The organism is Brevibacillus sp. HB2.2 (genome assembly GCF_013284275.1).
Lineage (GTDB): Bacteria > Bacillota > Bacilli > Brevibacillales > Brevibacillaceae > Brevibacillus > Brevibacillus brevis_D.
On record NZ_JABSUV010000034.1, the window covers coordinates 1 to 23359 of the forward strand.

Consider the following 23359-nt stretch of genomic DNA (forward strand, 5'->3'; position numbering starts at 1 on the left):
GAATGAATGAAGAAGCCATTCCTTTAAGGAATGGTTTTTTTTATGCAATGTTGACAACAATGAAACCAACATAATAATATACCCTTACGTAAAAACTAAATTTTATGGAGGCTGATTGATGGAAATTTCAAAGGGAGTCGAAATGCTTGATTTGGATTTTCATGGGAATATCATTCATCCCATTCTGTTGTGGGATCAAGACATGGCTGTTTTAATAGACACCGGATTCCCTGGACAAATGGAAGATTTACGCGTGGCCATGGAAAAGACAGGGGTGCCGTTCGACAAACTAAAAGCTGTGATTTTGACGCATCAGGATGTGGATCATATCGGCAGTCTTCCAGAGATTTTGCAGGAGTGCGGGGATCAGGTTCACGTTTATTCACACGATCTGGATAAGCCGTATATTCAGGGGGAAATCCCACTTTTAAAAGACGGACACGTTGAGAATCCTCCGAAGGGCAGAGTGGATCATACCGTGAGTGACGGTCAGGAACTGCCGTTTTGCGGTGGGATTCGCGTCATCCATACTCCTGGGCACACTCCCGGTCATATTAGCCTGTATCTAAAGCAAAGCAAGATCCTCATTGCCGGAGACTCGATGTACAGTGTAAACGGGTTTCTCGAAGGCATTCATGCCCCGACTACACCAGATATGAATGCAGCTAGACTCTCGTTGAAAAAGTATGTAGATCTCGACATTGCATCTGTGGTTTGTTACCACGGTGGACTTAGCACTGGAAATGTAAAGAGTAGGATCGTAGAACTTAGTCAAGAGTTATCTTAGCAGGCAGTTATTCAAATTCGACTGACAATCATCAAGCTTCGGCATGATCGCGCCGGGGCTTTTTAGCATGTAGTTAGGGGACAGGGGACAAATACACTCACATCGGATTTCAAGTAGTGCGAAAGGACGTTGTTGACAGGACACCAAAGGGTGTCGTATTATCAAAATGACACTAATTGGTGTCCAATCAGGAATTAGTCATTTAGAAAGTTTCGGACATGAATAAGTTTCACTTGAAACCATTATGAGGGGGAAACAAATGGGTCAAATTAACGGTGCAGAAACAATCGCGAAAGTCGAAACCAAGCCCCGAGGAAAAATGATTGCTTATTGGTCAGTCACATTACTACTCGTAGTAGCTCTTTTGTTAAGTGGTATTGGTCAGCTGATGCAATTTGGGGGAAACATCGAGTTAGTGACGAATCTTGGTTACCCGCTATACATCTTGACCATTCTCGGGATTTGGAAAGTGCTTGGAGCCATTGCTCTCGTCACCCCGGGTTTCCCTCGGCTTAAAGAATGGGTTCACGCTGGTATCTTCTTTTTAATGACTGGTGCGGCTTTATCTCACGCACATACGCTGCGCTAAATATTGTCTCGTGGGCGCTGCGTCCGATGAGCCGCAAACTTTAGGGAGGTTACAGAAATTAACGGTTGTCCCCACTATCCTACAGAAAATCAGATTTTGGAGGGAGTGTTGTGAGCGAGAATAACCCGTTACGGGATGTGTTTGATGCGATTGCAGATCCAACCAGGCGGCGACTGATTCGCCTGTTAGCAGAGGCAGAGGAGATGCCGCTTCATGAATTAACGGCACAGTTTCAAATGGGGCGTACAGCGGTATCCAAGCATTTGACAATCTTGAAAGAGGCCGGACTGGTACTTGACCGAAAAGTAGGCAGAGAAACGCGATTTAGGCTAAACGCCGCCCCACTTAGAGAAATTCAAGATTGGTTGGCTTTCTATACGCAGTTCTGGAGTACGAATATGTTGCGCTTAAACCAATTTTTAGAGGAGGAAGAAGAATGAGTTTAACATTATCCCTGGATTTTCAGTACAAGACATCGATGGAGAAGCTCTGGTCGGCCTTAACCGATGCAAACAAGCTCACTAAGTGGATGGTCAACGTCCACACCGGACAGGCGATGGAAAATGATTTTAAGCCCGTCATCGGACACCACTTTCAGTTTCGCACTCAGCCGACCGAATATTGGGATGGAATTGTTAATGGTGAAGTGCTTATTGTGGAAGAACCACACCGGCTGTCCTATACTTGGTGCAGTGGAGGGGAGGAGCACACGGTCACCTGGACGTTGCAGGATTTAGGGGACGGAAAGGTTAACCTTCATCTCGAACAAACCGGAATCTCAAATGCTCAAGCACTGGGTGGAGCCAAGTATGGCTGGAGCAATTGGTGCGGCGAGCTTGAAAAGGTATTGGAGCAATAATCGCATACCCTCAAAAAAACGGCAGCCAGTTTCATTGGCTGCCGTAATTTTTAACCAGGAAAATGTCCACCCGTTAATCCGTTATCATAACCGAAGGAGTAGCCGTTCGCACGAAGATGATCGCATCAAAAGCTTTTGCTGGAACCATCTGCAACGTATACATCTTCTCCATTTTTCCATACCAGCCACTAAAAGCATCACCAATTGCACTGATGGACTGCACTTTATTCAGATAGGTGTAAAAATCTTGATGCTGCTTTGCCTTGGAAAAATCAAGGAATCCATCCGCCATGCCTGTCTGTGCAAACAAAACAGCTAGCCGATCTTTGCCACTATTTTTTACAGTAAATGCTTTGCGCTCATTGGTAGTGGCGTCCTTTGCGAGTAAGGTGCTTTCGTAGAATTCACTTCCGATTGCGTAATAGTGGTCCCCCAAGGCTTTCGCGAGATGTGCCCCCATGCAGGTTGTCAGTCCTGCGGAAGTGGAGGTCTTTTCAATGTGTCCATTATGTCCGGCGATGAACAGGTTATTGCGACCGTAATGTTTCTTTTCAAAGGATAGAATCCACATCACTTTGTCCGCCATATAGCGATCACGGGTGTTGCCATAGTTTGTGTTTGTTCCGCGCAGTGTAGCGTTTTGCTTGATGGATTCTGCGAAGGCAGTAGCCAGCTCATATTCTTTCACAGAGCTTTTCGCGATGTAGGCGGATTGGTTTTGTTTCATCTGCTCCATCAAGCTTTTTATGTGGGTGAGCGCTTCTTGTACGAGGGCGATCTTTTGATCATACACCGTCTGATCATTCAGATTCGTAAGCAGCTTCTCATACTTGGTTGCGAATGTCGGATCAACTTTTTTCAAATAGGCGAATAGCCCGCTTTTGTTATGGTCATAGCGTTGCATGTCAAAGCCATAGAAATGAATTTGATCTTTGGCATCCCGTTGCTCATTAAAGGTGCGCATCCAAGAGAGAAGGGCGGCCATTTCTTCTGTATGGTAAATCGTAAATCCAATGGCTTTTGCGGCATCCTTCGCAGTTCCGCTGCCGCCTAAGATGTATTCATTGACCTTTTGTCCACCGCCAAAATCACCTTCGATGGCAAATACGCGATAACCTTGTTTTTCTACCAAATGCTTAAAAATATCTAACTTCAGCGTAGTGAATTGCTTGTTGCCATGTGTAGCTTCTCCAAACCCGATGATGGTTTTTGCGGGAAGCTCCATTTTTGAAACAGGGACAAGTGTAGATTGCAAGGACTGCTGCAAGGTGTTAGCTGATGCAGATTGGAAACCCGTCAATACACTCAGCACGATGAACAAGCTTAGGGTGATCAGGAGTTTTCTTTTCATATCAATCTCTCTTTCTTGAAGGGATTACTGTGAAACAAGTGGATTTTCTTACCATTTACATAATTATACTCCTTCTTGATCCTATTTACCTACAGTGAATTCTATTCTGTGGAGTCCCAGCCAACATGTAAAAACGCACCTGGGTTGGACGATCTCCCGGTGCGTTTTCCATTTGCTATTTTAAATATTTCGCCCGATACTCATCTGCCAGCATGGACATGAGAATGGAGTCGTGATAGGCATGGTTGTAATAAAGCGCTTGTCGTTGTACGCCTTCCCGTTGGAAGCCGAGCTTTTCATACGTGTGGATGGCACGTTCGTTAAAGGCGAATACGTTTAGCTCGATGCGGTGCAGATTGAGGATGCCAAAACCATAATCGAGCATCAGCAGAAGGGCTTCGCTTCCGTAGCCTTTGCCTTGATAGGCATTTTGATCAATAGAAATTCGGATAAAGGCGTTTCGATTATTCCGATCGATATCCCCGATTTGGACGTCGCCAATTACTTGATCATTTTCACACAGGCAGATCAATAACAGGACACTGGAAGAGTCTTGGCCTTTGTTTTCTATGTACTGGTGGATTTGCTCGCGCGTGAAATGTTTTTGTGTACCAGTCAGCATACGCGTTTCCTTGCTGAACAAGGAGCGGAAGTATAATTCGGTATCTTCCGTGCCAATCGGTCGCAAAAAGACACGTTCTCCTTCCAAAAAGCGAACCGCTGCACTTGCATTCTCGTGGGGTGTCATAGACATAATCGTTGTCCTCCTGTTCGTTCAAAACTTCTTTTTCTTAGGATAACGAACAGGTGTATACTTGAAAATGTGCAGTTTTGTGAAAATGAAAAGGACAGATGGAAGGGGAAATCGAGATGCTCTTGACCCCAAATTGGCAGGAAAACGACAACGATCCGCAATACGTACAGCTATATGCCTACTTGAAAAAGGAGATCGTGGCAGGACGCTTAGCGGTGAGTAGCAAGCTGCCATCCGTTCGAAAGCTGGCTGACCTGCTGGGCCTGAGCACGACACCTGTGGAAATGGCATATCAGCAGTTGCTGGCGGAAGGTTTTATCCAGAGCAAACCGCGCAGTGGGTACTATGTGGAGAAATTGCCTGATCCAGAAGTGAAGCCGGGTGCTGATCCGAGCATACAAACCATCCAGCGGCCCATGCTGCGTGACGAGCGGGAATACGTCTATGACTTTCATCTCTCCCGCAATGATTTTTCGTTATTTCCAACCATGATTTGGCGGCGTTTGTACAATGAGACACTTCACATAGAGCAGCAGGAGAATCTTTTTTATGGAGATCCGCAAGGCGAGGCTGGACTCAGGAGCCAAATCGCTGACTACTTGCGCAGGTACAGGGGCGTTGCTTGTTCACCGAATCAAGTGGTGATTGGGGCGGACCAATTTGGCTTGCTGTCCTTGATCTGTTTGATGGTAAAGCCGCAGTTCCAACGCATCGGCGTAGAAAATCCGGGGTATTTGCTGTTTGCCAATACGTTTCGCCAGCACGGCTACGATGTGGTGCCGATCTCACTGACAGAGGATGGAATTAATGTCAGGGAGCTATATGACTCAGAGGTTCGGTTGGCTGCCGTTTCTTCGGCTCATCAATACCCACGTGGGATGATCATGCCTATATCCAAGCGACTGCAATTGCTCGAATGGGCCAAAAGCGTGGGAGGGTACATCATCGAAGACGATTATGATGGAGAGTTTCGTTACCATGGCAGACCGATTCCGTCTATGCAAGGCTTGCTTCCGCATGCGAATGTCATATATATGGGGAGCTTTGCGCAGGTATTGGCGCCTGCACTAGGCATTTGGTACATGGTCTTGCCAGAATCTCTGCTGGATACGTACTACAACCTGCTGCGCGAGACATTGCTGGAACCATCCTCATCCCGACTACATCAGCGGACGATGGAAGCGTTTATGGAAAAAGGATACTTCGAAAAGCATGTCCGTAAAATGCGCAAGCTGTACCGTAAAAAGCACGATGCGCTTCTGTTGGCTGTGCACAAGCATTTTGGCGAAAGAGCGACCGTTATCGGAGCCGATGCTGGTTTTCATGTCCTGCTACGGGTAAACAGCGAGCGAAGCGAGGAGGAGTTGAAAAAGCTGGCGATTCAGGCAGGTGTGAGAGTCTCATCCGCATCGTTTACATGGCTGGTGCCACCCAATCCCTTGCCAAAAGAGTATTTCCTCGGCTTCGCGGGCATTCCTTTGGAAAAAATCGATTCTGGTATCGAGGCACTGAGCCAAGCGTGGTTTGGCGATTGTTGACAAGTCATGCGTATGCCTTTATGCTAAGAGTACCTTTTGGAAAATATGAAAAACAAAATATTTTCCTTGTTTTCGAAAGGAGGCAAGAGCATGCAGGAGCGTATCCTACAATGCGCCTATCATGAGATTGAGACCAAGGGCGTCCGTTTTACGATGTCCGATTTAGCTCGGCGCGCAGGCGTTAGCACCAAGACGTTGTATGCGAGCTTTCCATCGAAAGAAGCCTTGATTACCAAGGTCATTGAAGAAAACATCGAGGATTTGCGTAAAGCGGAAGATCAGATTTTGCATGATCCTGACCTCGATTTGGTAGAGAAGATGCGGCAGCTACTGGCACTGGTTCCGAACAACTTCTCACGAACGGACCTGCGCGTGTGGTACGAGCTGAAGCGCTACTATCCCGAGCAATGGAAGCTGATCGACGCGTTCAATCAACAGGAGTGGGAGTATGTTCGAATCATTCTGGAGCAAGGGGTAGAGGAAGGCGTGTTTCGTCGTATCCAGCTTCCGATCTTGATCCAGATATATACCGGAACGCTCAACCAGCTAATTGATCAACAGTTAGCGAACCAGCATCATGTGACGATTGGCGAAGCGCTGGATGCCGTCATCGATATTTTATTAGGTGGCATCGTAGATTCTTCGTCTTCAAACAAGTAAGTAGGAGGAACATAATGAGTTGGGTCTATCTATTAATGGCCATTTTACTAGAGGTGGCTGGAACAACATCCATGAAGCTGTCTGACGGCCTGAGCAAGCCTGTCCCCAGTGTGATGATGTTTATTTTTTATATTTTGTGCTTCTCGTCGCTGAGCCTGGCGCTCAAGGAAATGGAGGTCGGGACTGCCTATGCCATCTGGTCGGGTCTTGGCACAGCAATCATCGCGGTCATTGGTGTGGTGATCTTCAAGGATGCCTTCACTGTCAAAAAAGTAATTGCTGTCGGACTGATCATCGTGGGTTGTGTGCTGTTGAATCTGGGAGACACTTCTCATGCGCAACCTTCCAAAGATACAGGGGTAGCTGAGGCGAAATGAGTGAGAAAAATGTGAGGACCATGCTCGTGTTCTTTTGGGTCACCGATGTGGCTTTTGTCGCATACTGGCTCATTACATTTTTGGAGCTTCTCCCCGTGGAATATTTGTATCAGGATTACTACAACCCCCATTTGCTTGCATGGAACCTGTCCTTTTTTCCACTGGATATCTTCATTTCCATCACGGGCTTTGCCAGTCTGTACGCCTATCGCAGAGGACGACACATCTGGAAGCCGCTCGCCATGCTGTCACTTGTTTTGACGTCCTGCTCGGGTTTGCAGGCAATCGCTTTTTGGGCGTTCAAGGCAGATTTTGATTGGACCTGGTGGATTCCAAACCTGTACCTGCTGATTTACCCGTTATTCTTTTTGACGAGCTTGATGCGAGAACTGGCAAAAGTGAAGGAAAGGGATTCTTGACAAATTTTGAGCCGTGGCTATATAGTAAGTCTTAAGTTAATAGTGCTGTGGAGATTGGGAGATCAGCTAATATTTGCAAAATGAGGGCATTTGCTCTTGAGTTGCGAGTATTAGCTTTTTTATTTTCTTGCCAGTCAAACCACAAAGAAGTTGGCGAATTGTAAGCGCTTTACGGGAGTTGTTTTACAATTTTCCCAAAAAGGGGGAGGATGGGGCATGTCTATTTATGTAGGGGAATTGATCGGGACAATGATCTTGATCATTTTGGGGGCAGGTGTTTGCGCCGGACAGAACTTGAAAAAGGCGTATTCCCAAAACGGCGGTTGGATTGTGATTACGCTGGGCTGGGGACTGGCAGTTGCGTGCGGAGCGTATGCAGTAGGAAGCATTAGCGGAGCGCACTTGAATCCGGCACTTACCATTGCACTGGCCAGCATCGGTCAATTTCCGTGGGAGCATGTGCCGGGCTATATAGCAGCTCAACTGATAGGGGCATTTATGGGTGCGACGTTTGTCTGGATCTTTTATTACCCGCATTGGCGTGAGACGAATGATGCAGGAGACAAATTGGGGGTATTTGCAACAGGTCCCGCGATTCCTCATACAGTCGCCAATCTCTTCAGCGAAATTTTAGGTACGTTTTTCTTAGTGCTCGGTCTACTAGCGATCGGAGCGAATAAATTTGCAGAAGGACTCAATCCGTTTATCGTTGGCTTCTTGATTGTCGCAATCGGTTTGTCTCTTGGAGGTACTACCGGCTATGCGATCAATCCAGCCCGTGACCTTGGCCCTCGCCTCGCCCATGCTCTCTTGCCCATCCACGGCAAAGGAAAGTCCAACTGGCGCTACGCATGGATTCCTGTTGTTGGACCTATCATTGGAGCTGTAAGTGGAGCGTTTTTTTACAAATGGACGTTTACAGACCATTCGCTGACAGGTGTAATAGCATTAGCGGCTTTCATGGTGATTGCCATCGTGGTCGGCATGACAACCAAAAAATCAATCGGCAGCAAGGAGCGAATCGCATCCGAAAGTGCGCGTTCCTAGACATAAAGGTAAGAATGAAGACGATTTTAAATGAGTGAAGGAGGAACAATTATCATGGAAAATAAATATATGCTTTCCCTCGATCAAGGAACCACGAGCTCTCGTGCTATTTTATTCGATAAATCAGGTGCCATTATCGGAGTTGCTCAGAAGGAATTCACACAAATCTATCCGAAGCCGGGTTGGGTGGAGCACAATGCCGAGGAAATCTGGGAATCACAGTTGGAGGTTTTGAAAGCGGTTTTACTGGAGAATCATGTGAAACCGGAAGAAATAGCAGGAATCGGGATTACCAATCAGCGGGAAACCACTGTGGTATGGGATAAGCACACAGGAAAGCCGATCCACCATGCGATTGTATGGCAAAGCAGACAGTCCATCGATATTTGCAACCAGTTGAAAGAGCAAGGCTTTGAGCAAACCGTTCGCGAAAAGACAGGACTGTTGATTGACGCTTACTTTTCTGGCACAAAGGTAAAATGGCTGCTCGATCATGTGGAGGGAGCACGGGAGCGAGCCGAGAGAGGCGACCTCTTGTTTGGAACCATTGATACGTGGCTGATTTGGAAGCTGACTAATGGTCTTGTGCATGTGACCGACTATTCCAATGCTTCGCGCACGTTGATGTTTAATATTCATTCCCTGGAGTGGGACGACGAGCTGTTGAACATGCTGCAAATTCCGAAAAGCATGCTCCCAGCTGTCCGTCCTTCCAGCGAAATGTACGGCTACACAGACGAGAAGCTCTTCGAATTCCAGATTCCAATTGCCGGGATTGCCGGAGACCAGCAGGCCGCTTTGTTTGGGCAGGCGTGCTTTGCGGAAGGGCAAGCCAAAAACACATACGGAACAGGTTGCTTCATGCTGATGAATACCGGAGAAAAGGCAGTGGCATCCAAAAACGGGTTGTTGACAACCATTGCTTGGGGCGTGGATGGGAAGGTAGAGTACGCCCTGGAAGGCAGTATTTTTGTGGCTGGTGCGGCGATTCAATGGCTGCGTGACGGACTCAAGCTGATCGAAAAATCCTCGGATTCAGAAAAACACGCACTCGCTGTTGACACCACAGATGGTGTTTATATGGTTCCAGCCTTTGTTGGACTGGGAGCACCGTATTGGGACATGGAAGCAAGAGGCGCGATCTTTGGCTTGACCCGTGGAACGACAGAAGATCATTTGATTCGGGCAGCGCTGGAGTCTTTGGCTTATCAGACACGGGATGTGCTTGAAGCGATGGAGGCTGATTCCGGTATCCGGCTGCAAAAGCTGGCGGTAGACGGTGGAGCCGTGGCGAATAACTTTTTGATGCAGTTCCAGTCCGACATCCTGAATACAGAGGTAGAGCGTCCGCGTGTCAATGAAACGACCGCGCTAGGAGCAGCTTACCTGGCAGGGCTTGCCGTCGGGTATTGGGGAAGTAAGGAAGATATTGTAAATAATAAAGTGGTGGAGCGCTCCTTCTCACCAGATATGGCAGACGAAGTGCGCCAGGGGCTGTACGCAGGTTGGAAGCAAGCGGTTACGGCAACGATGGGTTACAAGATTAGGCATTGATTTTTGCGTAAAAGAGGTCTAAAGTTAAAGATAAGTTAATCATGCTGTGGAGACTCCGGAGACAGCCAGTATCAGAAGAGCAATGACATTGCATTGCTTCTTTTGGATATTGGCTGTCTTTTTCTTTTAGAAAGGATGAGAAGAACGATGAACGATCAACATGCACTATCATCAAGTCAACGCCAGGCTTGTCTGGATAAAATGGCAAACAAACAACTCGATCTTTTGGTAATTGGCGGTGGGGTGACGGGAGCAGGTATTGCCCTCGATGCAGCCGCGAGAGGTCTTAGCGTTGGACTCGTGGAAAAACAGGACTTCGCTGCGGGCACCAGCAGTCGCTCTACCAAGCTCGTTCATGGAGGATTGCGCTATTTGAAGCAGGGCGATGTGCAGCTGGTGCGGGAAGTAGGCCGGGAGCGAGCTATTTTGTATCGCAATGCGCCACATATCGTCATCCCGGAAAAAATGATTTTGCCTATCGTGAAAAATGGTACCTATGGCAAGCTGGCAACCTCTGTTGGTTTGTATGTGTACGATGTGCTGGCTGGAGTCGAAAGAAAAGAGCGACGCATCATGCTGAACAAACAGAAAACCGTGGAGGCAGAACCGCTTTTGCGACGCGATATTCTCAAGGGCGGCGGGCTCTATTTCGAATATCGAACAGATGATGCTAGGCTTACTGTTGAGGTCATGAAAACAGCAAGCTCGCACGGAGCGCTCTGCGTGAACTACACGGAAGCCATTGGCTTTATTTATGAAAACGGCAAAGTCATCGGGATTCGCGTGAAGGATTTGCTTACGGGTACGGAGTACTCCCTCCATGCAAAAAAAATCGTCAATGCAGCAGGGCCTTGGGTGGATCAGCTTCGAGAAAAAGACCACTCCCTGTACGGCAAGCGCCTCCACCTGACAAAAGGTGTCCATCTGGTCGTGCCATATAACAGACTTCCACTGAAGCAGGCCGTTTATTTCGATGTATCCGATGGGCGCATGCTGTTTGCCATTCCGCGCAATAACAGTACGTATATCGGTACCACAGACACGAATTACAAAGGTGTGCTGGAGCGACCAACGGTGACGAGAGAAGACATGGAGTATGTGTTGAATGCCGCGAACGAGATGTTCCCTTCTGTAAAGCTGACGGAACAGGATGTAAGCTCGAGCTGGGCAGGACTCAGACCGCTGATCCACGAAGATGGCAAGTCTCCATCCGAATTGTCACGCAAGGACGAGATTTTTTATTCCAAGAGCGGGCTGATTACGATCGCAGGTGGAAAATTGACGGGCTTCCGCAAGATGGCCGAGCGCATTGTCGATGTGGTGGTCAAGCAGTTGACCGAAGAAGAAGGCAGAGCATTTAAAGCTTGCCAGACAGACAAAATCGTCCTCGCTGGCGGAAATTTTGAATCCGCGGCCAAGATTCCTGTATTTGTGAAAGCACAGGCAGAGCGACTTCGCCAATGGGGAATCACCGAGGAACAAATCCGCGTTTTGGTTGGGAAATATGGAAGCAATAGTGAGCAAATCGTAACCATGTGCCAGGAGATTTTGACACAAAATGCTCAAAATGTATCACCAATCGAAGCCCTGTTGAAAGCAGAACTGCGCTACGCTGTAGAAGAAGAAATGGTCATGACCATGAGCGATTTTCTGATTCGTCGCAGTGGCAGACTATTCTTCGAGAGGGATACACTGGAGCCTGTGTATCGAATGGTGGGAGAAGAGCTCGCTCATGAGCTGCAATGGTCGGATGAGAGAAAAGAACATGAAATAAAAGCGTTTGAAGAGGAATATCATCTTGCGAAAACATTTCAATAGGGGTGATTCGTGATTGGCAAACCAGATCAATCAAGTCATACTTCCTGCAGCCCGGACATTAAAAGAATTTGATGAGCTCATGGAAAGCAGCTACGAGCGCATTATTTTGCTGAATGCTCATGTAGCGCAAGTAAAGCCACTGGGCAAACGGGCCAGAGCGTTTGGGAAAAAACTGCTGATCCATGCTGATCTCATAGACGGCTTGAAGTCTGATGAATATGCGATGGAGTTTCTTGCACAAGAAGCACAGCCCGAAGGAATCATCACCACACGGAACAGTGCTGTTCTTGCCGCCAAGAAAAAAGGACTCATTTCGATCCAACGACTTTTTCTCATTGATACGATGGCATTAGATAGCAGCCTAACTCAGCTGGAGAGAACCAAGCCGGATTACGTCGAGGTTTTGCCAGGAATCATTCCCCATCTGATTGAAGAAATCACTGTACGAACCAAGATTCCGGTTATCGCTGGAGGCTTTATTCGTACAATGGAAGATGTCGATCGCGCTATTCTTGCCGGTGCGACATCTGTAACCACTTCTCGCAGAGAGCTGTGGACGAAATCATAAGAGCCTATTAGGGTAGTCAAAAGCCGGTCATTCCTGTTCGTAGGAATACCGGTTTTTTGGTGTTTGTCCTATAAGAAAATAGGTAGATGACGATGATAGAGGAGGTAGGTAGATACCCTTTTATTTGGATAACGGTCAGTAGTCTATGCGGATGAACGTCACCGTGCATATACACATATAGTCAGCAAAAATAAGAGGAAAGAAGGCGGTTGCGTGAATTTTCAAAGCTCTCAATGGCAATCCTCGTATTCTTCGCGGGAAGGGCATTCTTCTTATTATCCTTGGCAAAGAGATCGGGAACGTCCACCAGGATGGGATCGTGGAGGAGAATGGCAGAGACCTTACCGGAGTTGGGAGTTTGACCACAGAAGGAGATGCCCGGATCACTGTCGTTGGTGCCCTCCTGGCTGCTGCGGACGCTTTCGCTAACAGATAAGTAGAAGAATGAGAGCCAAATCTTGAGATGGATTCGAGAGATTTGGCTCTTCTTTTGGGCGATTGAGAAGGAAAGAGGGTGGAAATCATGGAGAATCAAGAGATGCCAGCATTCTTGTTAAAACAGCCCTGATCCTTTCGATCCCTTCTTCGATCTGTGCCTCATTGGTATTGCCGTATCCGAGAATGATTTTATCTGTATGATTGCCTTTGACAATGGCGTGTTCCTCGACCGGGTAGACACGCACTCCGGCTTGCTCCAGCGCAGCAAGGACGTCAGGTGTGAAGTGAATCGTGGGAAAAGCAGCTACGATGTGCAGTCCAGCGGCCTCCCCCCAAATGCGAATACTATCACCAAAAGCCAGTTGAAGAGCATCAATCAAGCATTGACGGCGTTTTTTGTACAGCTTTTTTACGCGATTTACGTATTTCTCTAGATGCCCCTCCTCGATAAAAACCCCGAGGGCAAGCTGATCAATCGAAGGGGCGTGCAAATCGGATAGCCATTTTGCCTGCTGATAGGAAGCTACCAATGCTTTTGGCAGGACGAGGTACCCCTGGCGCAGTCCGGGAGAAAGGATTTTGCTAAAGGAACCGATGTAGATAACACGCTCCGAGGCAAGTCCCTGAATGGAGCTGATGGGAGCAGTCTCGTAACGAAACTCGCTGTCGTAATCATCCTCGACAATGTAGCAGTCAGCTTCCCATGCATAACGAATGAGTTGAAGTCTTCGCTGGATGGGCATCGTGCCGCCGAGCGGGAACTGATGAGAAGGCGTGACAAATACGAAGCGGGGGCGATGGACAGATAATGACGGTAGCTGTTCCATATCCATCCCGTAGGCATCTGTCGGAACAGGCAGTAAACGAGCGCCTGTCCTGGTGAAAATACTCTGGATATCGTGCGTGATCGGGTCCTCGATGACTACGTGACTATCAGGACGTAGAAGCACATTGGCAATCAGGGTGAGCGCCTGAGTAGCCCCGGATGTCATAATGATTTGCTCGGGGTCGCATTGCACGCCGCGCGTTCGATACAAATAGCGACACAAAATCGTGCGTAGCTCGGTGCGTCCCTCGGGACGATTATAACCAAAGACTGACAGCGGCGCTTCCTGACATACACGCTGGACAGTTTTGCCCCAGAGGTTGCGAGGAAAGTGCTCCAGAGCAGGAACACCAGAACGAAAATCGATTAGCTTGCTCTCGGCTTCGTTGAAATGCTGATCCACTTTTGGCAACCCAGCCCCTGCCTCTGTCATCCGGGCGTGCTGCTCCAAATAAATGCCCGAGGCAATGAAATACCCGGAGCCACGTCTACTCTCGATGTAGCCCTCGGCTAGTAGCTGCTCGTACGCCTCTAGTACCACATTGCGAGAGAGGTGCAGTTCGCTTGCTACTTTTCGGGTAGACGGAAGCTTGAAGCCTGCCGTCAGTTCTCCGCTCAAAATCTTTGTGCGCAATTCAGAATAAATTTGTCTGATTAACGGAATCGGTTTCTCTCGGTCAATGGTTATCCAGAACAAGCAGTGTGAGCCTCCTTACGCAACTGGTCCTCTCGAAATTGTGGGAAACTGGACCTAATCCAAACAAGCGTACCATGGTAGGGTGATAGAAGAGAAGAGGTATGCCACTGCCAAAGGAGAGAGAAGGATGACACCAGAAGAGAGAAGAACCGCAGAGATTTTGCGTACAATCGCCCGTGATGAACGAATCAAGGAAGCGGTCAGAACATCGCCCTTGCTATATCCGTTGCTTTTAACTGCTGCGAAACGTTATGTGACAGGTGAAACGCGTGCAGATGCAATAAAAATAGCCCAACGCTTGGAAAAAATGGGCTACCGTCTATCAATGGAACACATTGGTGAAAATACGCTGGATTCGCAGATTGTACATGAAGCGCAGCGGGAATTTCTGGCGCTAACTGCGGATTGCTCCCAACTACATACACCAATCGGAATCTCTTTTGATCTGTCCCATCTCGGCTTGTTACTGGATAAAGGGCTGGCGTTTGCCCACGTAGAAGAGTTGGCGGAGCGGGCGAGACATAGCGGCCACTATTTGATGATCAGCATGGAGGAATCGACGAAAACAGAGGCGATCATTAGCATGTATGAGCGCTTGGCACAGCGACATGAAAATGTGGGCATTACGATTCAAGCACATTTGCACCGCTCGCTGGATGATGTGAAACGGGTGCTCGGACTCCCGGGGAAAATTCGTTTGGTTAAAGGCGCATTCAAGGAGCCTCAGGAAATCGCATTGGGGCGTTCCGTGGAGTTGAACGAACGATACCTGGAGCTGGCTGATATGTGTGTACGAGCTGGGCGTGAATGCTCACTCGCCACGCACGACCAAGCGATTGTAGACGAGCTAGACGGTCGAGGCTATTTGCATCGACCGAATGTAGAGGTAGAGCTGTTATACGGGGTTCGCCCTGAGCTGGCTCATGCTTTGCGAGAAAAAGGGGTTCCAGTGCGCTTGTACCTCACATATGGGACAGAGTGGTACTTGTACTTGTGTCATCGACTGGCGGAGCACCCCCCTCATGTTCATCAGGCGATAGCCGATATGTTTGATACGGCGAGACTTCAGGATGTAGGGTATGGCATGTCATAGAAGAATTACGAAAAAACGTCAGAGCATGATCCTGACGTTTTTTCTATTTTTCATTATGTCTTGCCTGTGAGTCCCCGAGATCAAATTCATGCAAATCATCTCGCAAATTCCATGAAACCGTAGACTTCATTTTGAAAAAAATTGTAGCTATTTGTCTGGAAATAACGTCAATAACTGTATGAGTAGAAAAGATAGGAAGAAAAAAGAATGGTCCGTGGAGGTTTTGAACGAATGAAAACGGCACAGTGCAAGCGGTGGCTCCTGGCCTTCTGTGCGTTCCTCCTGTTAGTAGCAGGTGTTCCTTTTGGGGTAACGGGAACAGCCTTGGCAGAGGGAAACATTCAGCTAGGAGTAACAGTCGGAATTGAAGGGAAGTACAGGCAAACGGGGATGATTCCTGTTGTCGTCACGGTGAAAAATGGAGGGGCGGATATCGAAGGGGAGCTTTTTGTCGCCACTGGAGAACGGGTAGACACTCGCTTCGCAGTTGCCAATTATCAGCCGGTTTCCATTGCAAGCGGAGTGACCAAGCAGGCAACGATTATCGTTCCAGGATCAGAGCTGCAAAGCAGTTCTTATGTGGCCTTGATGCAAGATAACAAAGTGATCGCGCAAACGCCAATAACAGGCAGTTCTTACAGCGAAGATACGCTGATGATCGGTGTGTTAGCAGAAAACCCAGACACAGCTAACTTCCTTGGTGTACTGCCGAAAGGCTCTAATCATAACCCTGTCCAGCTCTTGACGATGAAGGCAGACAATATGCCAGTGACAGGTACGCAACTCCAGATGATGAATATGCTCGTCATCAATAATTTTGCATTGGATTCATTGAATGAACAGCAGATCAAAGCGATTCGGGATTGGACGAAATCTGGCGGGATGCTGATTTTAGCTGGAGGAGCACAGTACAAGAAATCCGGAGGCATTTTGGGTGATTTGTCACCAGTAGAAGTGACAGGAGTGACGAGTGTACAGGCACTTTCTAGTTTAAAAGTGGATAAGACCAATCCGATCGCACTGACATCCCCCTTTACTGTAAGCAATGGGACATTGAAGGCAGGGAAAGTTCTGTATAGCGAAGCAAATATTCCGCTGATGGCTGTACATAACGTGGGAGCGGGAAAAGTATTGTACGTCGCCTATGATTTGGCGGCGGAACCAGTAGCCAGTTGGGCAGGAAATAGCCGCTTTTGGGCAGATACATTAGTAAAGGCTTTTGGTTCTTCCATCAACGCTTCAAATAGGAGCATGATCGAAGACGTATGGCCGCTTAAGGATGCTGCTGATCGCGTCCCATCCTTGAAAATTCCGGAGGTTGGTTGGTTCGCAGTATTTTTCGGAATTTATGCCCTGGTTGTCGGGCCAGTTCTTTTCTATATTTTGCGGAGAGGCCGCAAGCAAAGCTACATGTGGGTGATCGTCCCTGCCCTTTCGGTGGTGGCGGGAATCGGAATCTTCTCGATTGGTGCCATCCAGCGGGGGGTAGGTGTAAAGCTGCACCAGGTAGGTTATGTGGAGCTGCAAAACAACGGACAGGCGAATTCGGTGAGTGTTACCGCATTATTCGTACCGAGTAATGACGACTATCGTTTGACTTTAAAGGGAGAGGGCATGACCAAGCCTGTCATTGAAAGAAATTATACCGATCAAGTTCCGAAAACGTGGATTTCCATACAGCCAGATCAGACTCATATTGATTTCCGAGATGTAGAGTTCTGGTCGATGCGCAAGGTTGCGACGGAGCAAACTTTATCAGACGTAGGAAAAATAGAATCGAATCTGTCGTATGAGAACGGCGCACTAAAAGGAACTGTGACGAACCATACGAAGTACTCGCTGCGAGATGTGACGATCTCGACAGGTATAACGGTACAAGAGTTTCCGCAGTTGGCGGCTGGCAGCAGTATCGAAGTGAACTTGCCGTTTGCCTCTCAACATCAAGCAAGGCGGAACAAACATCGGATGAATATGGGGAATGCGCTGCCGCAGCACCTGCAATCGAATGGCTATGAAACAGAAACGCGTGAACAACTCATCGTGGAAATGCTGGACATGGTGGACAGACGAAACGGTCCGTCTGAAGTGGTAAAACTCGTGGGCTGGACCGATGAGCAAGTTGTTGAGGCTGTCGTACCAAACGAAAATACGGAGAACAGCAGCATTACGATGGTTACTTCGACGCTGCATGTAAATCCATCCAAGGACGGACACATTTATTATCCGACGGGATCATTTGATGTGACGATGTCGGGCAGCTCTGTTCCGGTAGATGATTACGGCGATGGCTTTCGACTCCCTGCCGGGGATATTACGTTTGATATCAATCTGAATCAGGAAGGACAGGAGCTTACCATCAGCAATTTGTATCTGTACACCTGGTCAGAGGACAATACGACATTTGAAAAAGAGGTGTACAACTGGAAGACAAAAGCTTTCGAACCATTTGAAAAAGCATTCATGAACAACGTCATGTCAAGTGACAAGACCGCTACTTATGTTTCGGGCGACGGCATTGTCCGTATCAAATTTGCCCACCAGTTTGAGGACGAACGCCACATTGGGGTTCCAAGTGTCAGTGTGGAAGGGAAGGTGAGCAAGAAGTGATCCAGATCCAAAATTTGCGCAAGCGCTACGGCAAAATGGAAGCGTTAAAAGGACTTTCGCTCGAAATTGACAAGGGTACCGTTTTTGGTTTCGTCGGTCCGAACGGGGCAGGAAAATCGACGACAATGTCCATTTTGGCGACTTTATTGGAGCCGACCAGTGGGAAAGCATACGTAGGCGGCTACGAAGTGACCAAGCATCCAAAGGAAGTGCGGAAGCTGATCGGCTACATGCCAGACTTTTTTGGTGTCTACGACAATTTGACAGCAGAAGAGTACCTTGATTTTTACGCTGCGAACTACGATATTCCGGCAGCCGAACGAAAACAAATCATTCCGCAGTTATTAGAGCTGGTGAATCTCACGCACAAGCGGGATGCCTACGTTGACTCGTTGTCGCGGGGGATGAAGCAGCGCCTCGGACTGGCCCGCTCGCTGGTTCACAATCCGGAGGTACTCATTTTGGACGAACCGGCCTCTGGCTTGGACCCGCGTGCACGCATCGAGCTGCGGGAGATTTTGAAGGAACTGCGGGATATGGGCAAAACGATTATCATTAGCTCGCACATATTGCCTGAGCTGGCGGAGATGTGCGACGTCATCGGGATTGTGGAGGAAGGCAATCTGGTTGCCTTTGGACGAGTCGATGAGATTTACTCGAAAATGCAAGAGCAGCGGGTATTGCGCATTCGCCTGTTGGATCGGGTTGAGGAAGCAATGACGCGCCTGCGTGAAATGCCCGTCATTACCAGGGTGACACGTGAAGGGAACTGGGTCGTTGCAGGCTTTTCAGGCAATGACGAAGAACAGGTTGAGCTGCTGCGGGAGCTTGCGGTGTCAGGCTATCCTGTTGCTGCGTTTAATGAGGCAGTAGGTGATTTGGAAGAAATCTTCCTGGAAATTACGAAAGGGGTGGGCTCATGAGCGACTTGAGACGATTTCACAACCCTGTCTTGTTCAATGAATGGAAAATGCGGATGCGGACCAATCGGTCACCGTGGATCATCCTGTTATATTTGCTCGTTTTGGGTGCAATGACGATCACGATCATTTTCTTTATGACAAACGGTGGCAGTTATTACAACCCGAATGATACACGCGAGCTGTTCATGATGCTGTCTGTGTTTCAGCTCGGGATGATCGGCTTCGTCGTGCCGGGACTGACGGCAGGTGTGATTTCCGGTGAACGCGAACGCCAGACGTTGAGTGTGCTGTTGACCACGAATGTCAGCGCCACACGATTGATTTTAGGCAAATGGCTGGCATCGCTCAGCTTCATGACCTTTCTGGTCATTGCGACCATCCCGCTCTATGCCATCGTCTTTTTGTATGGGGGAATTTCACCTGCACAAGTCATCAAGGTGTTTGGCTTTTACATCATTACGATGTTCGGTATCGGCAGCATTGGTGTGCTCATGTCCACGCTGATCAAACGGACTGGTATCTCTACGGTTGTCACTTATGCCGTGGTGTTCGGATCTGCGATCGGGTCGAGCATACTGGCGGAAATTATCAAAGAGTTCATTCGGTACCAGCGTCGGTCCGGTAACATGCCATCCGCGACTATGCCAGACTGGCCCAATCTCATGCATAATTTTAACCCATTGTTTGCGATGTTGAACATTTTTGAAGAAGGGCCGCAGATCAGGATTGGGAATGTGGACCCGTACGCAGTTTACTGTCTGTTTTTCGGGGCCATTACATTGTTCTGCCTGTTACTCTCCATTTATCTTATTCAGCCAGTGAAACCGAGATTGCGCAAAGTAAAAGAGGAGCAATAAGCCATGTTTACCTCTAGAGCGAACGACGAGCTGAAGTCACTGCTTGCACCCATTCGAAAGCAATTGGGCTTGCGTGTATGGATACAGCAGCTAACTGTTTATGGTTTGTGGGGAATAGGGGTGAGTCTGATCCTCCTCCTCCTTGCCCGTATCTGGCCGATTCCGTTTTACCATTGGATCGCGGTTGTGCTGCCAGTGCTTGTTGTCATGACAGGTCTGGTGCGCGCGCTTTGGATGCGTCCAACCTGGCTTCAATGTGCACAAGTGGCAGACGGTAATGGTTTGGCCCAGCGAGTCGTCACAGCATGGGAGAATCAAGAGAATCAGTCGATGGTAGCAGGTATGCAGAGGGAAGACGCCTTGCAGCATCTGCGTAAAAATTTGCCGCAAATCGTGGAGAGCGTCCGTATCTGGTCGCTGATCCAAAGAAAGGTGTATGTCACAAGCAGCTTGCTATTGGTGTGCTTGGTGCTGTTTCTTTGGCCGAATCCTCAAGACTTGCGACTGGCCCAGATAGCAGTGGAGAAGAAAGCCATCGCGCAGGTCGAGGAAGAAGTAGAGGCAATCAAACAGGACGTGAAAAAGAATACAGACTTAACGGACGCGCAGAAAAAGCAGCTGGAGGAAATGCTGGAGCAGGCAAAAAAGGCTTTGGCGAAAGCAGACGACCCGGCAGAACGTCAAAATGCCTTGCGCGCTGCGGAAAAACAATTGGAGAAGGTCAGAGATGCAGAGCAGCGCAAAGAAAAAGCACTGCAAGCACTCCAGCGCAGCTTGGGTAATCAAGAAGGGACAAAAGTCTTGGCTGGTGCGATGGAAGCGAAAGATCGACAAGCGATGACCGAGGCTCTGGCACAAATGGCAAAGGCCATGGAAAGCATGCCGCAAAAAGAGCGGGAAGAGATCGCCCGTGAACTCGCAAGTGCAGCAGAGCAATTGAAAAAAGAGGCAGAGTCTGTCAACTCGAAGGAGCTGGAGGATATCGCCAAACAACTGGCAGAGGCAGCCCAGCAAACAGCCCAAGGACAAGTGCCTCAAGCAATGACCGCACTCGAGAACAGCTTGATGCAAGCCATGACGGGCATCCAGCAATCTCAGCAAGCTATGCTCGCAGCCATACATGCCGCGTCTTCACTCAATCAGTCGCAAATGACGCTTGCCAGTGCAGGCACACAAGCAGGAAATGCTGGGGCAAGTGGAGCTGGGGCAACAGGACAGGCGACTCCAGCATCTGGGTCACCTGGCAATCAGCCATCAGCGGCGACACCGGGAGCAGGTACCAACCCAAATCAAGGGGCGAACCCGGCAAACCAGCCTGGAAACGGTAATGGCAACGGAAACGGCAACGGCAATGGAAATGGAAATGGCAATGGAAATGGAAATGGAAATGGAAATGGAAATGGAAGCGGTCAAGGCGGTGGCGCCGGGTTAGGAAAAGGCAAACACGAGCTCGTCACCATCCCGACAGATCGCATAGGTGGAGACAAAGGACCCGTTGATACGGTCGGAGGCTCACTCGGGTCAGGACCTTCCCAGTCACAGCAAAGCGGAAACACACAAGTCACCTCCGGTGGAACGCTGCCGTACGAGGAAGTTTACGGCCAGTATGAGCAATTTGCCCGCGAGAGTATGGAAAAAGGCAGTATTCCCGGCGATTATCAACAGATCGTGAAGGATTACTTCAGCAAAATAGAGCCTTAGATCATTCAACAACAGGAAGGAGACACGGAGATGGCGCAGCAAACGCTTGAGGATTGCTTGCAGCGAGTAGAGCTTGTCAGGCAGGAAATTGGAAAGGTATTGGTAGGACAAAAAGAGGTGGTCGAGCAACTTCTGTGGGCCGTGTTTGCAGGAGGACATGCGCTTTTGGAAGGCGTACCCGGATTGGGCAAAACGTTGCTTGTTCGGACACTATCCCAAGCCTTCGAGCTGTCGTTTCAGCGGATTCAGTTCACTCCGGACCTGATGCCGACAGACATTACTGGAACGAACATCCTGTTGGTCGACGAGAAGGGACAGCAGTCCTTCCAATTCCAACATGGGCCGATCTTCGCTCACGTCGTGCTGGCTGACGAAATCAACCGGGCGACGCCAAAGACGCAAAGCGCCCTGTTGGAGGCCATGCAGGAGCGAACCGTTTCAGCTGGAGGAGTGACTCGTCCGCTGCCGGAGCCGTTCTTTGTTCTCGCGACCCAGAACCCACTGGAGCAGGAAGGGACATACCCGTTGCCAGAAGCGCAAATGGATCGCTTTTTATTGAAGATCGACGTGCCGTATCCGACCGAAGAAGAACTGAAAATGATTGTGCGGCAAACGACCACGAGCCAAGTGTTCACCGTGGAAAAAGTGGCCTCAGCCGAGCAGATTGCTGAGATTCAGCAGGCAGCGCGTGAAGTGCTTGTAGCTGATGCGGTACTAGATTACGCCGTGAAGCTGCTTTTAGCGACGCATCCGGGCCAACAGGCAATTGCTTCGGTGAACAAATATGTGCGCAACGGTGCAGGTCCGCGTGGCGTGCAGGCGATTGTCTCCTTGGCAAAGGTGCGTGCATTACTGGCTGGGCGATACAATCTGGCGTACGAGGACGTGACAGCAGTTGCTTTGCCAGCGTTGCGCCACCGCATTTTCCTCAATTTTGAAGGAGAGGCAAACGGCATCCGACCAGACCGCGTCATTATGGATATTTTGGACGAACTGGGGACGCAGAAGGTATGAATCAACACCTGCTTGATCCGTCATGGCTCGCCAGACTGGAGCGAATGCAGATGGCTAGTCGCAAAGCGGTCAGCGGCAGCCAGGCAGGAAAGCGAAGGGCGAGACAGCTGGGCAGCTCCATGGAGTTCGCAGACTTTCGGGCGTATGTTCCCGGCGATGACTTGCGGCAGCTCGATTGGAATGCGTATGCCCGTTCAGGCAAGCTGTTTTTGAAAAAGTACTTGGATGAGACCGAGCTTCATGTGAACTTGTATATCGATTGCAGTCGTTCGATGAGCTACGGGCAACCGAACAAAATGACCCGTGCTGTCGAGATTGCCGCGGCTCTTGGCTATTTGTCCTTGTGTCACCTCGATCATGTGTCAGTCTATGCATTTGACAGCCGCATTACGGCAGCACTTACCGGGCTGCAGGGAAAGAGCCAGGCGCATCGCTTACTCAGCTTCCTATCTTCCCTGCGAGAAGGGGGAGCAGGTGATATACAAACCGCAATGCGCCAGCCCGGGGCTGTCAGGGGCAAAGCTGGCACATCCATCGTGCTGTCGGACTTTTTGTTTGAGTCAGGCTATACGGAAGGCATCGCGTATTTGCAGGCGGCCAGACAAGAGGTCACGCTGGTCCAGGTGCTTTCCAAAGAAGAGCTTGCCCCCGAGTATGCGGGAGAGCTGCGGTTGATCGATTCAGAGACCGGGCAGGCAAAAGAAGCATCCTTGACCAGCCTTTTGATGGAAGAGTATCACAAGAGCTTGCAAGATTATCAACAAGAACTGTCCGCGTTTGCTTATGGAAGAGGAATCGCCTTCGTGTCTGTAGAGGCGGAACAATCTCTGGAATCGATTGTCTTCCATGTCTTTCGTCAGGCCGGCTTGATTCGCTAGAGAG

The 23359-nt window shown here is 49.0% G+C and carries 22 protein-coding genes and 1 pseudogene; 19 read left to right on the plus strand and 4 right to left on the minus strand.

Going from position 1 to position 23359, the window contains the following annotated elements:
• Nucleotides 1-118 precede the first annotated feature (118 nt).
• The 4 genes and pseudogenes from HP401_RS21735 (at nt 119) to HP401_RS21750 (ending at nt 2235) form a co-directional block, all read left to right on the plus strand.
• Entirely contained in the window at nt 119-787 is a 669-nt protein-coding gene (locus tag HP401_RS21735) for an MBL fold metallo-hydrolase (protein WP_173606524.1), read from the plus strand.
• A gap of 259 nt (nt 788-1046) precedes the next feature.
• Nucleotides 1047-1420, plus strand: a pseudogene (locus tag HP401_RS21740) (DoxX family protein).
• 66 nt (nt 1421-1486) lie between these two features.
• On the plus strand, nt 1487-1816 hold the full coding sequence (locus tag HP401_RS21745) for an ArsR/SmtB family transcription factor (protein ID WP_015893276.1): 330 nt from the start codon (nt 1487-1489) through the stop codon (nt 1814-1816).
• Nucleotides 1813-2235: an SRPBCC family protein gene (locus HP401_RS21750; protein WP_015893275.1), complete on the plus strand. Its 423-nt coding sequence runs from the start codon at nt 1813-1815 to the stop codon at nt 2233-2235. The genes HP401_RS21745 and HP401_RS21750 overlap by 4 nt, the downstream gene beginning before the upstream one ends.
• 73 nt (nt 2236-2308) lie before the next feature.
• On the opposite strand, the gene HP401_RS21755 is transcribed toward HP401_RS21750, so the two are convergent.
• The gene (locus HP401_RS21755; RefSeq protein ID WP_173606525.1) at nt 2309-3586 is read right to left on the minus strand and encodes an erythromycin esterase family protein; all 1278 of its coding nucleotides are present in this window, start codon (nt 3584-3586) and stop codon (nt 2309-2311) included.
• Nucleotides 3587-3761: 175 nt separating this feature from the next.
• On the minus strand, nt 3762-4340 hold the full coding sequence (locus tag HP401_RS21760; protein ID WP_173606526.1) for a GNAT family N-acetyltransferase: 579 nt from the start codon (nt 4338-4340) through the stop codon (nt 3762-3764).
• A gap of 116 nt (nt 4341-4456) precedes the next feature.
• Here HP401_RS21760 and pdxR (HP401_RS21765) point away from each other — a divergent pair, with 116 nt between their 5' ends.
• The 8 genes from pdxR (HP401_RS21765) to HP401_RS21800 all read left to right on the plus strand — a co-directional run bounded on the left by pdxR (HP401_RS21765) (nt 4457) and on the right by HP401_RS21800 (nt 12321).
• Nucleotides 4457-5878, plus strand: a complete 1422-nt coding sequence (pdxR, locus tag HP401_RS21765) for a MocR-like pyridoxine biosynthesis transcription factor PdxR (protein WP_173606527.1) — start codon at nt 4457-4459, stop codon at nt 5876-5878.
• A gap of 90 nt (nt 5879-5968) precedes the next feature.
• Entirely contained in the window at nt 5969-6538 is a 570-nt protein-coding gene (locus tag HP401_RS21770) for a TetR/AcrR family transcriptional regulator (RefSeq protein WP_173606528.1), read from the plus strand.
• A gap of 14 nt (nt 6539-6552) precedes the next feature.
• Nucleotides 6553-6915: a DMT family transporter gene (locus HP401_RS21775; protein ID WP_015893270.1), complete on the plus strand. Its 363-nt coding sequence runs from the start codon at nt 6553-6555 to the stop codon at nt 6913-6915.
• Complete coding sequence (locus HP401_RS21780) at nt 6912-7334, plus strand: YvaD family protein (RefSeq protein ID WP_173606529.1); 423 nt, start codon at nt 6912-6914, stop codon at nt 7332-7334. The genes HP401_RS21775 and HP401_RS21780 overlap by 4 nt, the downstream gene beginning before the upstream one ends.
• Before the next feature lie 216 nt (nt 7335-7550).
• Nucleotides 7551-8381 (plus strand): MIP/aquaporin family protein, encoded by an 831-nt coding sequence (locus HP401_RS21785; protein ID WP_173606530.1) that lies wholly within the window; start codon nt 7551-7553, stop codon nt 8379-8381.
• 54 nt (nt 8382-8435) lie between these two features.
• Complete coding sequence (gene glpK / locus HP401_RS21790) at nt 8436-9935, plus strand: glycerol kinase GlpK (protein WP_173606531.1); 1500 nt, start codon at nt 8436-8438, stop codon at nt 9933-9935.
• 147 nt (nt 9936-10082) lie between these two features.
• Nucleotides 10083-11753 (plus strand): glycerol-3-phosphate dehydrogenase/oxidase, encoded by a 1671-nt coding sequence (locus HP401_RS21795; protein ID WP_173606532.1) that lies wholly within the window; start codon nt 10083-10085, stop codon nt 11751-11753.
• 13 nt (nt 11754-11766) lie between these two features.
• Nucleotides 11767-12321, plus strand: coding sequence for a glycerol-3-phosphate responsive antiterminator (locus tag HP401_RS21800; RefSeq protein ID WP_016741431.1), 555 nt, complete (start codon nt 11767-11769; stop codon nt 12319-12321).
• A gap of 181 nt (nt 12322-12502) precedes the next feature.
• Here HP401_RS21800 and HP401_RS21805 read toward each other — a convergent pair whose 3' ends face one another.
• Both HP401_RS21805 and pdxR (HP401_RS21810) read right to left on the minus strand, forming a co-directional pair.
• The gene (locus tag HP401_RS21805) at nt 12503-12856 is read right to left on the minus strand and encodes a hypothetical protein (RefSeq protein ID WP_173606533.1); all 354 of its coding nucleotides are present in this window, start codon (nt 12854-12856) and stop codon (nt 12503-12505) included.
• Nucleotides 12843-14282: a MocR-like pyridoxine biosynthesis transcription factor PdxR gene (gene pdxR, locus HP401_RS21810; RefSeq protein WP_173606534.1), complete on the minus strand. Its 1440-nt coding sequence runs from the start codon at nt 14280-14282 to the stop codon at nt 12843-12845. The genes HP401_RS21805 and pdxR (HP401_RS21810) overlap by 14 nt, the downstream gene beginning before the upstream one ends.
• A 127-nt stretch (nt 14283-14409) precedes the next feature.
• Here pdxR (HP401_RS21810) and HP401_RS21815 point away from each other — a divergent pair, with 127 nt between their 5' ends.
• The 7 genes from HP401_RS21815 (at nt 14410) to HP401_RS21845 (ending at nt 23355) form a co-directional block, all read left to right on the plus strand.
• Nucleotides 14410-15375: a proline dehydrogenase family protein gene (locus HP401_RS21815; RefSeq protein ID WP_173606535.1), complete on the plus strand. Its 966-nt coding sequence runs from the start codon at nt 14410-14412 to the stop codon at nt 15373-15375.
• 231 nt (nt 15376-15606) lie between these two features.
• Nucleotides 15607-17982, plus strand: coding sequence for a DUF7408 domain-containing protein (locus HP401_RS21820; protein WP_254457145.1), 2376 nt, complete (start codon nt 15607-15609; stop codon nt 17980-17982).
• Nucleotides 17979-18905 (plus strand): ABC transporter ATP-binding protein, encoded by a 927-nt coding sequence (locus tag HP401_RS21825; RefSeq protein WP_087351382.1) that lies wholly within the window; start codon nt 17979-17981, stop codon nt 18903-18905. The genes HP401_RS21820 and HP401_RS21825 overlap by 4 nt, the downstream gene beginning before the upstream one ends.
• Complete coding sequence (locus HP401_RS21830; protein ID WP_173606537.1) at nt 18902-19762, plus strand: ABC transporter permease; 861 nt, start codon at nt 18902-18904, stop codon at nt 19760-19762. The genes HP401_RS21825 and HP401_RS21830 overlap by 4 nt, the downstream gene beginning before the upstream one ends.
• 3 nt (nt 19763-19765) lie before the next feature.
• Nucleotides 19766-21463, plus strand: a complete 1698-nt coding sequence (locus tag HP401_RS21835; RefSeq protein ID WP_173606538.1) for a coiled-coil domain-containing protein — start codon at nt 19766-19768, stop codon at nt 21461-21463.
• A 30-nt stretch (nt 21464-21493) separates the two neighbouring features.
• Complete coding sequence (locus HP401_RS21840) at nt 21494-22477, plus strand: AAA family ATPase (RefSeq protein ID WP_173606539.1); 984 nt, start codon at nt 21494-21496, stop codon at nt 22475-22477.
• On the plus strand, nt 22474-23355 hold the full coding sequence (locus HP401_RS21845) for a DUF58 domain-containing protein (RefSeq protein ID WP_173606540.1): 882 nt from the start codon (nt 22474-22476) through the stop codon (nt 23353-23355). Before HP401_RS21840 ends, HP401_RS21845 begins: the two co-directional genes overlap by 4 nt.
• Nucleotides 23356-23359 lie beyond the last annotated feature (4 nt).

Coding starts and splice junctions, on each gene's coding strand:
- HP401_RS21770 (WP_173606528.1), top strand. CDS start 5,969: ATGCAGGAGCGTATCCTACAATGCGCCTATCATGAGATTGAGACCAAG.
- HP401_RS21750 (WP_015893275.1), top strand. CDS start 1,813: ATGAGTTTAACATTATCCCTGGATTTTCAGTACAAGACATCGATGGAG.
- HP401_RS21760 (WP_173606526.1), bottom strand. CDS start 4,340: ATGTCTATGACACCCCACGAGAATGCAAGTGCAGCGGTTCGCTTTTTG.
- pdxR (WP_173606527.1), top strand. CDS start 4,457: ATGCTCTTGACCCCAAATTGGCAGGAAAACGACAACGATCCGCAATAC.
- HP401_RS21780 (WP_173606529.1), top strand. CDS start 6,912: ATGAGTGAGAAAAATGTGAGGACCATGCTCGTGTTCTTTTGGGTCACC.
- HP401_RS21835 (WP_173606538.1), top strand. CDS start 19,766: ATGTTTACCTCTAGAGCGAACGACGAGCTGAAGTCACTGCTTGCACCC.
- HP401_RS21830 (WP_173606537.1), top strand. CDS start 18,902: ATGAGCGACTTGAGACGATTTCACAACCCTGTCTTGTTCAATGAATGG.
- glpK (WP_173606531.1), top strand. CDS start 8,436: ATGGAAAATAAATATATGCTTTCCCTCGATCAAGGAACCACGAGCTCT.
- HP401_RS21785 (WP_173606530.1), top strand. CDS start 7,551: ATGTCTATTTATGTAGGGGAATTGATCGGGACAATGATCTTGATCATT.
- HP401_RS21845 (WP_173606540.1), top strand. CDS start 22,474: ATGAATCAACACCTGCTTGATCCGTCATGGCTCGCCAGACTGGAGCGA.
- HP401_RS21795 (WP_173606532.1), top strand. CDS start 10,083: ATGAACGATCAACATGCACTATCATCAAGTCAACGCCAGGCTTGTCTG.
- HP401_RS21820 (WP_254457145.1), top strand. CDS start 15,607: ATGAAAACGGCACAGTGCAAGCGGTGGCTCCTGGCCTTCTGTGCGTTC.
- HP401_RS21735 (WP_173606524.1), top strand. CDS start 119: ATGGAAATTTCAAAGGGAGTCGAAATGCTTGATTTGGATTTTCATGGG.
- HP401_RS21815 (WP_173606535.1), top strand. CDS start 14,410: ATGACACCAGAAGAGAGAAGAACCGCAGAGATTTTGCGTACAATCGCC.
- HP401_RS21755 (WP_173606525.1), bottom strand. CDS start 3,586: ATGAAAAGAAAACTCCTGATCACCCTAAGCTTGTTCATCGTGCTGAGT.
- HP401_RS21775 (WP_015893270.1), top strand. CDS start 6,553: ATGAGTTGGGTCTATCTATTAATGGCCATTTTACTAGAGGTGGCTGGA.
- HP401_RS21840 (WP_173606539.1), top strand. CDS start 21,494: ATGGCGCAGCAAACGCTTGAGGATTGCTTGCAGCGAGTAGAGCTTGTC.